This is a genomic window from Vibrio sp. B1FLJ16 (genome assembly GCF_905175385.1).
Lineage (GTDB): Bacteria > Pseudomonadota > Gammaproteobacteria > Enterobacterales > Vibrionaceae > Vibrio.
The window spans coordinates 2,543,244-2,557,184 of record NZ_HG992749.1; the positions used below are offsets into that span (position 1 = coordinate 2,543,244).

At 46.7% G+C, this 13,941-nt stretch carries 13 protein-coding genes; 1 reads left to right on the plus strand and 12 read right to left on the minus strand.

What is annotated here, in order from left to right; genetic code table 11:
• Positions 1-37: 37 nt before the first annotated feature.
• Positions 38-1,360, minus strand: coding sequence for a 23S rRNA (uracil(1939)-C(5))-methyltransferase RlmD (rlmD, locus tag KHN79_RS11545; RefSeq protein ID WP_182011213.1), 1,323 nt, complete (start codon positions 1,358-1,360; stop codon positions 38-40).
• Between the two features lie 198 nt (positions 1,361-1,558).
• Between rlmD and barA the strand changes: the two genes are divergently transcribed.
• Complete coding sequence (barA, locus tag KHN79_RS11550) at positions 1,559-4,357, plus strand: two-component sensor histidine kinase BarA (RefSeq protein ID WP_182011212.1); 2,799 nt, start codon at positions 1,559-1,561, stop codon at positions 4,355-4,357.
• A 77-nt stretch (positions 4,358-4,434) separates the two neighbouring features.
• Here barA and acpS read toward each other — a convergent pair whose 3' ends face one another.
• From acpS to rpoE, 11 genes are all read right to left on the minus strand, one after another.
• Entirely contained in the window at positions 4,435-4,815 is a 381-nt protein-coding gene (acpS, locus tag KHN79_RS11555; RefSeq protein WP_182011211.1) for a holo-ACP synthase, read from the minus strand.
• Positions 4,816-4,828: 13 nt separating this feature from the next.
• Positions 4,829-5,560 (minus strand): pyridoxine 5'-phosphate synthase, encoded by a 732-nt coding sequence (gene pdxJ, locus KHN79_RS11560; RefSeq protein ID WP_182011210.1) that lies wholly within the window; start codon positions 5,558-5,560, stop codon positions 4,829-4,831.
• Entirely contained in the window at positions 5,557-6,288 is a 732-nt protein-coding gene (gene recO / locus KHN79_RS11565; RefSeq protein WP_182011209.1) for a DNA repair protein RecO, read from the minus strand. The genes pdxJ and recO overlap by 4 nt, the downstream gene beginning before the upstream one ends.
• A gap of 105 nt (positions 6,289-6,393) precedes the next feature.
• Positions 6,394-7,356 carry a GTPase Era gene (gene era / locus KHN79_RS11570; protein ID WP_182011208.1) on the minus strand — a complete coding sequence of 321 codons (963 nt, stop codon included), beginning with the start codon at positions 7,354-7,356 and terminating at the stop codon, positions 6,394-6,396.
• Positions 7,349-8,026 carry a ribonuclease III gene (gene rnc, locus KHN79_RS11575; protein ID WP_140121412.1) on the minus strand — a complete coding sequence of 226 codons (678 nt, stop codon included), beginning with the start codon at positions 8,024-8,026 and terminating at the stop codon, positions 7,349-7,351. The genes era and rnc overlap by 8 nt, the downstream gene beginning before the upstream one ends.
• Before the next feature lie 73 nt (positions 8,027-8,099).
• Positions 8,100-8,999, minus strand: a complete 900-nt coding sequence (gene lepB, locus KHN79_RS11580; protein WP_140121414.1) for a signal peptidase I — start codon at positions 8,997-8,999, stop codon at positions 8,100-8,102.
• Positions 9,000-9,102: 103 nt separating this feature from the next.
• Positions 9,103-10,896, minus strand: coding sequence for a translation elongation factor 4 (lepA, locus tag KHN79_RS11585; RefSeq protein WP_182011207.1), 1,794 nt, complete (start codon positions 10,894-10,896; stop codon positions 9,103-9,105).
• 148 nt (positions 10,897-11,044) lie between these two features.
• A complete protein-coding gene (locus KHN79_RS11590; RefSeq protein ID WP_182011206.1) occupies positions 11,045-11,515 on the minus strand; it encodes a SoxR reducing system RseC family protein in 471 nt (156 codons plus the stop codon).
• A gap of 29 nt (positions 11,516-11,544) precedes the next feature.
• Positions 11,545-12,501 carry a sigma-E factor regulatory protein RseB gene (gene rseB / locus KHN79_RS11595; RefSeq protein ID WP_182011205.1) on the minus strand — a complete coding sequence of 319 codons (957 nt, stop codon included), beginning with the start codon at positions 12,499-12,501 and terminating at the stop codon, positions 11,545-11,547.
• On the minus strand, positions 12,498-13,124 hold the full coding sequence (locus KHN79_RS11600; protein WP_182011204.1) for a sigma-E factor negative regulatory protein: 627 nt from the start codon (positions 13,122-13,124) through the stop codon (positions 12,498-12,500). The genes rseB and KHN79_RS11600 overlap by 4 nt, the downstream gene beginning before the upstream one ends.
• A 26-nt stretch (positions 13,125-13,150) precedes the next feature.
• A complete protein-coding gene (gene rpoE / locus KHN79_RS11605) occupies positions 13,151-13,729 on the minus strand; it encodes an RNA polymerase sigma factor RpoE (protein WP_182011203.1) in 579 nt (192 codons plus the stop codon).
• Between the last annotated feature and the right edge of the window lie 212 nt (positions 13,730-13,941).

The window sequence follows — 13,941 nt, forward strand, 5'->3', positions numbered from 1 at the left end:
TTTTTGACCCCACCACAAGTAAGGGTCGATGCCTGTTTTATGAGGACTTTTCAAACAAGGCCATTGATTCTAAATGGCTGGTATGCGGGAACATATCCAGCATGCCTAATTTGGTTAATTGGTAGCCTTGTTCTATTAAGCTCTGACTGTCCCTTGCAAGGGTAGCAGGATTACAAGAAACGTAAACCACGCGCTCAGCACCCAGAGCTGATACTTGATCGATGATCCCACTTGCGCCGGCACGAGCAGGATCGAGTAGGATTTTATCAAATTTTTGCTCCGCCCAAGTCTGACCTTTAAAGTCCTGCTCAAGGTTAGCGTGATAAAACTGCGCGTTATTGATTTGGTTCAATGATGCGTTATTTGTGGCTTTTTCTACCATCTCCGCCACACCTTCCACTCCCACCACCTGTTTTACTGCCTTCGCTATCGGTAAACTAAAGTTACCAAGACCACAGAACAGATCTAACACTCGATCATTCTCCTGCGGGTCTAGCCACGCCATTGCCTGCGCAACCATTTTTTGATTTACCGCCTGGTTGACCTGGATAAAGTTATTCGGTGTGAATGGCACTTTCACGCCAGTTTCCTGATAGAACGGTGTTTCACCTTCCACTAAGTCCAATTGGTCGGTTTCTGGCATCAGGTACAATGCCGCATTGTGGCGCTTGGCAAGCTCAACCAACGCCTCCACTTCGTCGTCAGCCAATTTACTCATGTGTCGCAGCGTAATGCACGGGCCGTTATCACCCAGTACCAGCTCAACATGGCCGAGCTGTTCAGGCTTTTTAAAATTTTGCAGAACCGCGTAAATTTCCGGAAGCAACACATTCAGCTGGGGCGCTAAAACCGGACAATCGGTCACTTGAGCGATTTGCTTACTTTGCTTTTTACGGAAACCAAAATTCAAATGACGCGTTTTTTTGTCGACAAACAAACTGACCCGGGCACGGCGACGGTAGCCTAGCTGCTCACCTAAAATTGGGGCATCAAGATCAATATCACTACCGGCAAATTTTCGCATAAGCTGACGCAGGGTCTGCTGTTTGTGCGTCAATTGTTGGTCATAATCCAGATGCTGTAAATCACATCCACCGCACTCATGGTAATGAGGACAGAATGGTTCAACGCGTTTATCACTCGGCTGCAAAATCTTAATCAGCTTGCCGCGGGCAAACTTACTTTTTTCTTCCACTAACTGAGTCACTACCTCTTCACCCGGCAAAGCGCCCTCAATAAATAGCGGCTTTTTGTTCAGGTAAGCGATACCTGCGCCGTGATGATCCAAACGTTCAACCTGCACCGACTGGTGACGAGTGTTGAGTTGGGTTTTCTTTTTAGGTTGGAAGATGCGTGCCATGATCTGTGCCTGATTTGTGTCTTATTGCTCTGCGGCTTCACTATTATTGATTGCAGCCGTTGTGTGAATCGAGTGACTTTATTATGCTTACCATTCATCCGGTAACGTCACCTTTACTCAAGGCAATATGTCTACTCTTGAGAAATTATGCGTTATTTTCCCATATCCAGACTCCGATGTAATTAGATAATAGAAAACATGACCAGATATGGCTTACGAGCACGTGTAATAACACTGACTCTCGCTCCCACTCTCATTATTGGCTTATTACTGAGCGGCTTTTTCTCATTTAACCGCTATCAGGATCTAGAGAAACAAGTCATCACCACTGGCAATAGCATCATTGAGCCCTTAGCCATCGCCAGCGAATCTTACTTACTGACAGAAAGTCGGGAAGCCGTTCGTCGTCTTGTCAGCTATGCTCACCGCAAAAACTCTAAACTGGTTCGAAGCATTGCCGTGTTTGATTCTAACCACGAGCTATTCGTTACCTCAAACTTTCATCCCAACTTCGAAACTCTGATGTTTCCTAAAGATAATCCTATTCCACAACTGGGAAGTTCAGAGCTTTACGATAATTATCTGATCCTGCGTGTGCCTGTTTTATCTGAAGGCCAATACCTGACCGATCTCTCCAATAAAAGTCAGGCAACCAGAGCCATCGGCTACATTGCCGTTGAACTGGATCTGTCGTCTCTGCGTCTTCAGCAATACCAAGAAGTCTTCTCGGCATTTTTGGTGCTGATTTTAGGCCTCGGTCTTGCCAGCGTGTTTGCTTCCCGTTTAATGCATGATGTCACTCAGCCAATCACGCACATGAAAAACGTCGTGGATCGCATTCGACGCGGTCATTTGGACGTTCGTATTGAAGGAAAAATGCATGGTGAACTTGATCAGCTGAAAAACGGTATCAACGCAATGGCTATCTCTTTGTCGGAGTACCACGTAGAGATGCAGCACAGTATCGACCAGGCAACCTCAGATCTGCGCGAGACCTTAGAACAGTTGGAAATTCAGAACGTTGAGTTGGATATCGCTAAGAAGCGGGCACAAGAAGCGGCTCGTGTGAAGTCTGAATTCCTGGCCAACATGTCGCACGAACTAAGAACACCACTGAACGGAGTAATAGGCTTTACGCGCCAGATGCTGAAAACCCAGTTATCGAACAGTCAGACGGATTATCTGCAGACGATTGAAAAGTCGGCCAATAACCTGCTGAATATTATCAATGACATCCTCGATTTCTCGAAACTGGAAGCGGGTAAACTGGCACTGGAAAACATTCCATTTGATTTCCGCGAAAGCTTGGAAGAGGTCATCAGCCTTCAGGCCACCAGCGCGCATGAGAAAGGATTGGAAATTACACTCAAAGTTGACCCTAAAATTCCATCAGGCCTGATAGGCGACCCATTGCGTATCCAACAAGTACTGACGAACCTGGTCGGTAACTCAATCAAGTTTACCGAACGTGGCAACATCGACATCAGTGTCGAAATGCGTTCTCAGGCTGGTGACTCGGTCGAACTGCAATTTATGGTGCGCGATACGGGGATTGGTATCTCAGAGCGTCAGCAAGCACAGCTGTTCCAGGCGTTTAGCCAGGCTGATGCAAGCATCTCACGCCGCTACGGCGGGACAGGTCTTGGTCTGGTCATTACCCAGAAACTGGTGAGCCAGATGGGCGGAGAGATCAGTCTGACTAGTCGTCTTCACCAGGGTTCCACCTTCTGGTTTACTCTGCGCCTCAACTCAACAGATATGCCGATGAGCGACCTTATCGAGATTGAGCTGCTTATGGGTAAACAGCTGCTGTTAGTCGAGCCAAACATGCAGGCGGCCTCCGTAACTCAGCAGATCCTAAGTCAGGAAGGCATGCTGGTTACCTACCGTTCATCTCTGCCAGAAGGAGATGAGCACTACGATTACGTGTTGCTGAACCTGGCTGCAAACCAGACTTATGATGAGCAGTCTGTGGCAGTATGGATAGAGCAAGCAAAACAGATGGCGCCAAGCGTAATCATGGGTACGCCAAGTACTGAGCTGGCACTAGCCGATCAAATAATGACAGAGCATCACATCCAATGTCTGACCAAGCCTCTGTCGCGACGCCGATTACTACAGAGCCTGATCAGTGAGCATGTAGAATCGCCTCAGCCTCTGGCAGCGCCAATCCCGACCATAGCGGAAGAGCGTTTACCATTGCACGTATTAGCTGTCGACGATAACCCAGCTAACCTGAAGCTGATTGCAGCTCTGCTCAAGGAGCGGGTTAAAACAGTGACAGCATGCAGTAACGGTCAACAAGCGGTGAATCTGGCAACCGAGAAGAAATACGACATGATCTTCATGGACATTCAGATGCCACATATGGATGGCGTGACAGCGTGTAAGCACATCAAACAGATTGAACTTAATAGAGATACGCCGGTAATTGCGGTAACCGCACACGCGATGGCGGGTGAACGCGATCGTCTGCTCGCGGCGGGCATGGATGATTACCTGACCAAGCCAATTGAAGAACACATACTGCAACAGGTTTTGGTTCACTGGAACCCGAATGCCTGCGCCGAAAGCATTGGTAAAGTCGCGCCATCTTACGTCGATGAACCTGAGAGTGAAGCAGACAATACCGCAGAAAGTGCTCATCAGGATGTAATTATCGACTGGGGAGCCGCATTAAAACAGAGTGCAAACAAGGAAGACTTAGCCAAAGATATGCTACGCATGTTGATTGAGTATATCCCGGAAGTCGATGCCGTCGTCGCCAATGCTCTGGAAGAAGAGAACTACTCACGTGAAGAGTTAATTCACGTCATCCACAAACTGCATGGCAGCAGCTCCTATTGTGGTGTACCAAGATTAAAATCGCTGTGCGCGACACTGGAGCAGGCTTTACGTTCCGATGCCAGCCTTGAAGATATTGAACCGGAAATGTTTGAGCTGCAGGATGAGATGATTAAGGTTACTACAACCGCAAAGCTCTATCTTGAACAGTAAATTAAGACTTAAAAGCCAGAGCGTTTGCTCTGGCTTTTTGCTATTTGTTTTTTGTAGGCTATCTACCCGCAAGTCATTCAGGACTCCAGAATCACCGTCGCAACAGCGTAGTGACGCTCATCTGATATTGAAAGGTGAATGTTGTTCACACCAATGCCCTGCGCCAACTGCTGAGCAACACCAGACAGAGTAAGTACCGGCTTACCCCGCTCATCGTTATCGACACAAAAGTCGTGAAAGGTAACACCTTTCGCAATACCCGTTCCCAATGCTTTAGATGCGGCTTCTTTTACCGCAAATCGCTTAGCGAGATAACGGCCTTTTTGTTTTAACTGAGCAAACTTGAGCATCTCTTCTTCACAGAGAATACGCTCTGCAAACGCTTCACCAGTGCGAGAAAGCGCCTGTTCAATACGCTCAATCTCCGCAATATCCGTACCTAAACCTAAAATGGCCATTAATAATGCCGGATTATTTACGCGCTTCAATCATCAGGGCTTTCATGTCAGCTACGGCTTTTTCTAAGCCGTCGAAGACCGCGCGGCCGATGATTGAGTGGCCAATGTTCAGTTCATAAATTTCTGGCAGTGCCGCAATAGACGCAACGTTGTGGTAAGTCAGACCATGCCCGGCATTGACAATAATTCCCAGGCCATCAGCGTAGCTTGCACCTGCTGCGATTTTCTTTAGCTCAGCCTGCTGTTCTTCTTCTGTTGTTGCATCCGCATAGTGACCAGTGTGGAGCTCAATATATGGCGCGCCACATTGCAGTGCTGCATCAATCTGCTGACGGTCTGCATCAATAAACAGAGATACCTTAATACCTGCTTCGGTTAGCTTCTGTGTCGCTGCTTTTACTTTATCAAGCTGGCCAACCACATCCAGACCGCCCTCTGTCGTCAGCTCTTCGCGCTTCTCCGGCACTAAACAAACGAACTCCGGCTTGGTTTTCAGAGCAATCTCAACCATTTCATCTGTTACCGCCATCTCCAGATTCATACGCGTCTGAATAGTTTCACGCAGAATACGTACATCACGGTCTAGAATATGGCGACGGTCTTCACGCAAGTGGATGGTGATACCATCTGCGCCCGCGCGCTCTGCTATTTCAGCAGCATGAACAGGATCCGGGTATTTAGTGCCACGCGCATTACGTAAAGTAGCAATATGATCGATATTAACGCCTAAATAGATTGAGCTCATTTTCCGTTACTCCGTGCTCTCGGTATGTGAATAAATAATTCACGACTTTTTAAAGGTTTGCCGCCAAGATACGGCTTTAAGGCTATACGTGTAAAGCGTTTTGCGGCTTTTAGCTGCTCTTTAGTGACGAAGCGCCGCTCACTGATGGCAATCAGCTCATTACCTAAAAATGTCAGGTTATCGCGTCTTACTGAAGCAATGAACCCCTTCTGTTCGCGGTAACGATAGGTCATGTCCGCTTCGACTGGCTCACCTGTCCCGGCACAGTGCATAAAGTCGACGCCGTACCCCATTGAAGAAAGTAAAGCCAGCTCAAACCGGCGCAGCGCTGGCTCTGGATTGTCACACTGAGCAAGTTCGGTTAATGCATGAAGATAATCATGAAACAGGGCTGGCATTGGCACCTCTGCCATCAGTACGCGCCCAATCAACTCATTAACGTACATCGCTGAATAAAGATTGATTCCGCTTAACGGCAATCCCAGGCTGATTGGTTCTGCCTGCCGTAATGTTTTCATGGAACCTTTGCCTGACCACTTAAGTAATAAAGGCGTGAACGGCTGCAGCGCCCCTTTCAGGTTGGAACGTTTACTGCGCGCGCCTTTAGCCATTAGCGTGATACGTCCGTATTCCTCACTGAAAACATCAAGGATTAAACTCGATTCACTGTAAGGTCTTCGATGTAAAACAAAGCAGCGCTGGAAGCCTTCAGAAGAGAGGTTGCTCATCTAATTCGGTGTGCCTAAAAGTCGAAATACTAAGTGGTAAAAAATAAGGAGCCCAAAGGCTCCCTATTCGAATCAATGCTGGAGCGAAGTGTCTTCGCCAAGTAGTTATAGATCGTCGATGTAACCAAGTGAACGCAGAGCGCGCTCATCATCAGCCCAACCAGATTTCACTTTAACCCAGGTCTCCAGGTAAACTTTGCGACCAAAGAGCTCTTCCATATCCAGACGTGCTTCACGACCGATAGTTTTGATCTTTTCGCCGCCTTTACCAATCACCATTTTCTTCTGACCATTACGTTCAACAAGAATCAGGGCATTGATATGGAAACCGTCGGTATCCGGATTGTAATCAAAGCGTTCAATCTCTACCGTAACTGAGTAAGGCAGTTCATCACCAGTGAAACGCATGAGCTTTTCACGAACAATCTCTGACGCCATAAAGCGTTGTGAACGGTCTGTCACATACTCTTCCGGGAAGTGGTGTGTGGCTTTTGGCAAGTGATCACGAACGTGCTTACGCAGCACATCGATGTTTTTACCTTGCTTAGCCGAGATTGGCACAACGTCGACAAAGTCCATTTTCTTAGACATGTCAGCCATGTGCATCATTACTTCATTACGGTCTTGTACGTTGTCGACTTTGTTTACACAAAGCACGACTGGGAAGTTGGACTTCTGAAGCTTGGTCAGTACCATCTCATCATCTTTAGTCCAATGCGTACCATCGACCAAGAAGAACACTAAATTCACATCACTCAAAGATGAATTTGCTGCTCGGTTCATCAAACGGTTGATAGCTCGCTTCTCTTCGATGTGAAGTCCAGGAGTATCAACGTAAATCGCCTGGTAATCACCATCGGTGTCTACACCCATGATGCGGTGACGAGTCGTTTGTGGCTTACGTGACGTGATCGAAATCTTCTGACCTAAGATTTTGTTCAGAAGGGTCGACTTACCTACATTTGGACGACCAACAATGGCAATAAAGCCACAATGTTGGTTTTCCGGTGAGCTAACTTCACCGTGTGACGCAAAAAATGCATCAATATCGAATTCGTTATCAGCCATTAGTTAATTGCTCTAGTGCTGTTTCAGCTGCCGCCTGTTCTGCCTTGCGGCGGCTGGTGCCTTTACCGATTACAGGTTTTTCCACACCTGCAACTTCACACTCAACCGTAAACTCTTGGTTGTGTGCTTCACCTTTAATATTAGTCACTGTGTAAACTGGCAGAGGTTTTCTTCTGCCTTGCAGGAACTCTTGGAGGCGAGTTTTTGGGTCTTTCTGTGATACACCAGGTTTAATGGCTTCAAGACGTGACTCGTACCAACTCAGTACAATGCCACGCACTGCTTCAATATCACTATCCAGGTAAATTGCACCAATAATGGCTTCTACCGCATCGGCAAGAATAGAGTCACGGCGAAAGCCACCACTCTTCAATTCACCTGGACCTAATTTTAAATAATCTCCCAGATCGAATTCACGACCCAGCTCCGCCAATGTGTGTCCGCGTACTAAGGTAGCGCGCATACGGCTCATGTCACCTTCGTTTACTTTTGGAAAACGATGGTACAGATCATCAGCGATGACAAAACTTAAAATTGAATCGCCCAGAAACTCAAGACGTTCGTTATGCTTACTGTGAGCGCTGCGGTGAGTCAGCGCTAGGTTTATAAGCTCGGCATCCTGAAACTGGTAGCCGAGTTTACGCTCTAGTTTATCAATTGGAGAATTCATACTCTCTCGATATTTATGTTTATTTCTCTATTAGTTGGAGTTGCAGCTAGGCGACTCCAACTATGATGAGAAGTTAGTGAATACCACCGATGCGATTAAAACGAACACCAGTCGGGATCCATGAAGGTAGAACGCTATCTGCGCCACGTTCAAACTCGAAGCTGATCCAGATGGCGACTGCTTTGCCAACTAAATTTGCTTCTGGGACAAAGCCCCAGTATCGGCTGTCTGCACTATTGTCACGGTTATCCCCCATCACAAAGTACTGACCTTGTGGTACAACCCATTCTGTTGTGCCGCTACGCGGAAAGTATTGCTGCACATGATTGCGAACCAACGGATTTACCAGAATATTATGTTCAACAGCACCCAGTTTTTCATCCATCTGGATCATCGGGACACCATTTGAGACAAACTGACTCTCTTCGACATTACTCAGTTTAACTGGCTTACAGCCGGAGTCACCTTTGCTTTGAACACACAACTGCTTGTCATCTGAATAACGCACAATATCACCCGGCAGACCAACAACGCGCTTAATGTAGTCAATGCTAGGATGAGGTGGATACTTAAACACAACGATATCGCCGCGTTCTGGTTTGCCTGTTTCTACCAGCTCAGTGCGCCATACCGGATCTTTTATGCCGTAAGCATATTTTTCTACCAGAATGAAATCTCCGACCAGTAAAGTAGGCATCATTGAGCCTGACGGAATCTGAAACGGTTCGTAGATAAAAGAGCGCAATACGAGTACAAACGCGATCACCGGAAAGATAGAGACGCTGTTTTCAATCCACCATGGCTGGCGTTCCACTTTTTGTAGCGTAACTGCATCTAGACCATTAGTTGTTTGAGCTTGAATCTCTGCGACTTTTTCCTGACGTTTTTTCGCAAACACCAGCTTTTCCAGTAGCCAAACTACACCAGTTACCAGGGTCACGATAACCAGAATCAGTGAGAATGTATTCGCCATTAAATTCCCTTATCTAAAAATGCGAAAGTGAAAGAGCGCTAACTCTTTCACTTATATCAATACTAACGTCTTATGACCAACGAGAATGGAACAAAGTTCAATTCTAGTCTTTGCCTACGTGAAGAATAGCCAAGAACGCTTCTTGAGGCAGTTCTACGTTACCAATCTGCTTCATACGTTTCTTACCTTCTTTCTGTTTCTTCAGAAGTTTCTTCTTACGGCTCACGTCACCACCGTAACATTTCGCGATTACGTTCTTACGTAACTGTTTAACCGTTGAACGCGCGATGATGTGGTTACCGATCGCCGCCTGAATCGCAATATCGAACATCTGACGAGGGATGAACTCTTTCATCTTCTCAACTAGCTGACGACCACGCGTCTGAGACTGGTCTTTGTGAGTGATCAGCGCTAGAGCATCCACTTTGTCGCCGTTTAGAAGAACATCAACACGAACCATGTTTGATGCTTCAAAACGCTGGAAGTTGTAATCCAGAGACGCGTAACCACGAGAAGTTGACTTCAGACGATCGAAGAAATCGAGTACTACTTCTGCCATTGGAATATCGTAAGTTACTGCCACCTGGTTACCGTGGTAAACCATATCAACCTGAAGACCACGCTTCTCCACACACAGTGTGATTACGTTACCTAGGTAATCTGCTGGTACCAGGATGTTACAACGTGCAATTGGCTCACGAATTTCTTCAATATCGTTTACCGCAGGCAACTTAGCCGGGCTGTCCACATACAGAAGTGTGCCGTCCGTTTGCTCCACTTCATATACTACCGTCGGTGCCGTAGTAATTAGGTCTAGATCGTATTCACGCTCAAGACGCTCCTGGATGATTTCCATGTGCAGCATACCAAGGAAGCCACAGCGGAAACCAAAGCCTAGTGCTGCCGAGTTTTCTGGCTCGTAGAACAATGAGGCATCATTCAGGCTTAGTTTACCTAGAGCATCACGGAAGTTTTCGTAGTCATCAGATGATACTGGGAACAAACCCGCGTATACCTGAGGTTTAACTTTCTTAAAGCCTGGTAGTGGCTTATCACTGCCGTTTTTCGCCAATGTCAGCGTATCACCTACTGGCGCGCCGAGAATGTCTTTAATACCACAAACCACCCAGCCTACTTCGCCAGTATTCAGAACATCTGTATCTACTTGCTTAGGTGTGAAGATACCCAAACGGTCTACACCCCAAGTTTGACCAGTGCTCATTACTTTGATCTTGTCGTTCTTCTTCAGTGAACCGTTTTTGATTCGCACTAAAGAAACTACGCCAAGGTAGTTATCAAACCATGAGTCGATAATCAGTGCTTGTAGCGGTGCGTCTGGATCACCTTCTGGCGCTGGAATCGCTGATACAATGTTTTCCAGTACGTCTTCAACGCCCAAGCCTGTTTTCGCTGAACATCGGGTCGCTTCCATCGCATCGATACCAACGATTTCTTCGATTTCTTCAGCAACACGTTCTGGATCAGCAGCTGGCAGGTCGATCTTGTTCAGGATTGGCACAACTTCCAGATCCATTTCGATCGCGGTGTAACAGTTTGCTAGTGTCTGCGCTTCTACACCCTGACCTGCGTCAACAACCAATAGCGCGCCTTCACAAGCCGCCAGAGAACGTGATACTTCGTATGCAAAGTCTACGTGTCCCGGAGTATCGATGAAGTTCAGCTGGTATGTTTCACCGTCTTTAGCGGTGTAGTTTAGCGTCACACTCTGAGATTTAATGGTGATACCACGCTCACGTTCAAGATCCATAGAATCCAGAACCTGTGCGGCCATTTCACGATCGCTCAACCCTCCACAAACTTGGATTAAACGGTCTGATAGGGTCGACTTACCATGGTCGATGTGGGCGATAATCGAAAAGTTACGAATGTGCTTCATAGATTTAGGCTGACTAACTCTTTACAAATAGGGACAGTAAGAAAGCCATCATCTGATGGCATTTCAATCAAGTTGCCAGATTCTACCGAATTTCGTTAACGGGCGCACGTAATTTAAAGTGCGACTTTACTAACAAAAGATCGGTAAGCTACAGGATGGGATCACCAAGGACACGAATCAGTGTGACCTGACGCTCTGATTCGTCTTCCAGTGGTCGTGAAACAAGTTTCGCTAACCACACGCCAGCAGCCGCGAACATTACTGAAGCGAGAATGATAATCCCCTCGCCACCAGCGGTAACAGGTGCTAATACGAAATGACCAATCAAAGCACCAAAAATTAAGCCGATTAGTGGCAGCAGATACACTGCCATGGCGGATTTGATCAGACTAGATTCTGGAAAACCGATTTCAACCACCTGCCCGACGTGCACGGATTTATCTGAGCGTAAATGCCATGACAAGCTTTTATTACCAATGGCTTTAGTCACCACGCCTGTACCACAGCTTTTTTGCGATGAGCAGCTGCTACAACTGGTTTGCTGCTCGCAGCTCAGATCAATCTCATATTGCTTACCACGACGCTGAACACCTGTCACCGTTGCTAACGCGGTCATCATTCCAAGTTACTCATGTTGCTTGTACGTTACTAATTACTGGTTACTTTAAAGGTGACCGATTGGGCGATGCGCTGCGCAGTGGCTGGCGGAATGTCACCCACGACAGAGATTTCATAGTCACCATTTACGTAGCTGTGCAGCGTTCTTCGCCCCTGGCGAACAAGCTGACCTTTCAAAGAGTGTTCATCTTTGCTTGCGACATAGACTGAGAAATTGAACAGGCCATCGGAATACATTTGGCTTTCTACCATCTGATCACTTACTGCCATGCGGTAGCGATTAAGCTCGTTAGGCTCAAAACCATCAGGAGTCCAGCTGACCACCCAGTCACTGGTACTGACATCGCCTTTAGGCATAGTCAGAACTGCAGGAAGCTGAACGTCTGCTAGCCCACTCATCAGTTCAGAGATTTTTGGGTTCACTGTGTAAGAAATGGTGCGGTACTGTTCCAGAATCTCTCCGTCACGGTCGATTAGATCAGCTCTTAGCGGTAACTTGCTGTTTTCATCTATCCAGAGGATATAGGAATAACGTAAACCATCTTTGGGTACAATACGCAAAACCTCAGTCGCCACTCCCGCTTCACGGGCTCGTCCGACCTGCACGTAATCGTAATACAGGTTAAGTTCATCAATATCAGTGTTCAGCATCGGAATAGTCGGTGCAACCATATTCCCCGATTCAATAGTGAAAGGTTCTGCGCCGGTTTCGATGTAGCTGACCTCTCGGCCACGGCGAATCACTTCACGTACAGGACCGCTGAGATAGACAAGATGGGCATATTGATCTTCACCGTGCGTAGCATGACGGTACAGCAAAGGCTCAATACTGGTCTTTTTGATGAGAATATAAGAGAGTTCGTAACTTAAATTCTTACTCGCCTCGCTCATTTGATGCAATAAAGCCTCCGCTGGCTTGTCACCAGCAAAGGCTTGCGAAGACATCATACTGAACAGAGCGCAAGCGCTGATCAGAAATTTTTTCATTCAACATCCGGAGTCACAGGCACATCTTGTTGAGATGCGTCACTGTTAATTCTTAACTGTAATTCGTAGTCTCGTAGCATAGCATGAACACGCTTACGTTGCTCCTGCATATTTGCTTCACCCATTGAGCGCTCTACAGACTCACGGGTTAAACTCACTGGCTCTGCACTACCTGCAAACGGAATAGTCTGCAATACAGGTAACTGCTCAGCTTGAGGGGCATTAGAATCACTACCGCCGTACTGCTGCACACCTAAAATGACAACCAAGGATACACAAGCAGCAACCGCTACCTGACCAAATTGAGTCAACCAACCTGGTAGTTGACGCTTGGCTTTCTGTGGTTCTGGTTGCGACTCTTTTGGCGCATCCGCGATTGAAATCACGTTTGCACTGTGCGAGTCGACAGCACGATGCACTGGCTCGTCTTCTAACGCTAACGCCACGCTTTCAGCAATATTCCACTCAGGATTTGCTGGCGCTTCACCTCGCATCACATCACCAATAAGGTGATAGTTCTGCCAAGCTTCACGGCGCTCTTGATCTTGCTCTAACTCTTGAATTAAAGCCTTATCGATCAATTCTCCATCCATGAGAGCTGAAAGTTTTTCTTTGTCAGCCATTGTTTTCACCATAGTTATTACTTGTACTAGCGCTGCATCAGAGGTTTTATTCTCTTTTCCACCGCTTCACGAGCACGGAAGATACGTGAGCGTACCGTTCCTACCGGGCAATCCATTACTTCAGCAATTTCCTCATAGCTCAAGCCATCAAGCTCTCGCAGGGTCATTGCGGTTTTTAAATCTTCAGGTAAAGCTTCGATTGCGCTGAACACTACCCGTTGCAGTTCTTTGGACAACGTTAAGTTCTCAGGGTTCGAAATTTCTTTAAGTGCATTACCTGTTTCGTAAAATTCAGCTTCTTCAGCATCAACATCCGTCGCAGGGGGTCTTCGCCCTTGAGCCACAATGTGATTTTTCGCAGTATTCACTGCAATGCGATATAGCCAAGTATAGAACGCACTCTCCCCGCGAAAGCTGGGAATCGCTCGGTAAGCTTTGATAAACGCTTCTTGTGCTACATCTGGAACATCACCAGGATTACTTACATATCTGGAAATAAGATTACAAACCTTGTTCTGATACTTTGTCACTAACAGGTTGAATGCTTGCTTATCGCCATTCTGAACTCGCTCAATCAATACTTGATCGGTCAGCTGCTCGTTCATTCGAGCGGATACTCCTATTTGTTATGCCCCTACTCTTCTCAGATATGGGTACTATTTATGCAAAATGTAGTATTGACACCACTGCTTACTTGAGCACTATTGTGACTGCTGTTTAAATGAGAAAGTTCCATAGGTTCTCAAGTTTTTATCATTGTTTTTTCACTGTGTGATGTCATACACCAATGCCCTACTTTGTTTAAACTTAAATCTAA